The organism is Vibrio sp. 1078-1 (assembly GCF_033340475.1).
The window spans coordinates 1-502 of sequence record NZ_JAWOWM010000992.1 but is presented as its reverse complement, the minus strand read 5'-3'; the positions used below and the strand labels follow the sequence as shown (position 1 = coordinate 502).

The 502-nt window shown below is 38.2% G+C and carries 1 protein-coding gene; it reads left to right on the top strand.

Annotation, left to right across the window (positions count from 1 at the left end; all coding sequences use genetic code 11):
* Window positions 1-232: 232 nt before the first annotated feature.
* A partial coding sequence (locus R7190_RS31245; RefSeq protein WP_318138394.1) for an HTH domain-containing protein occupies window positions 233-502 on the top strand: 270 nt, incomplete at its 3' end.

Here is a 502-nt window from a genome sequence, read left to right as displayed (position 1 = left end):
ATGCGAGACACCTCCTACTCTCGCAAATAAAACAAAATCTTAATTGTTTAAGTTCCAATTTAGTGGCAAGAGACTCAAAGGTGAGACAGCCACTTTTCAAGTTTTCTTCAATATTTAACCGCTCGCTGCCATTTTCTCATTAAGTGAGAATTACTCATAAAAATTATTTTTCTTTTCTCAGTGATTAAGAATTATATTTGTCCTATATCTTTTAACACGTTACAACTCTCTCATGACATTAAACAAAGCCAACGCTAATCAGGTAAACGAAAAGGCACTGCAATTATTAATGCAAGTTGCGGTAAGCCAATTCCCAGTCTCTGCGAAAACACTCAGCGAACAATTGAACGTTCCATTAAGCAGTTTGTATCGACATCTAAAACTGCTGAAAGAATGGAACTTGATTGAAGAAAGTGTGCACGACAAGACGTTTGTTGTTGGGCCAGCAGCCTTACTGTTGATGCACAGCTATGAAACCGCTCAGCACGGCCTTGATATGGTT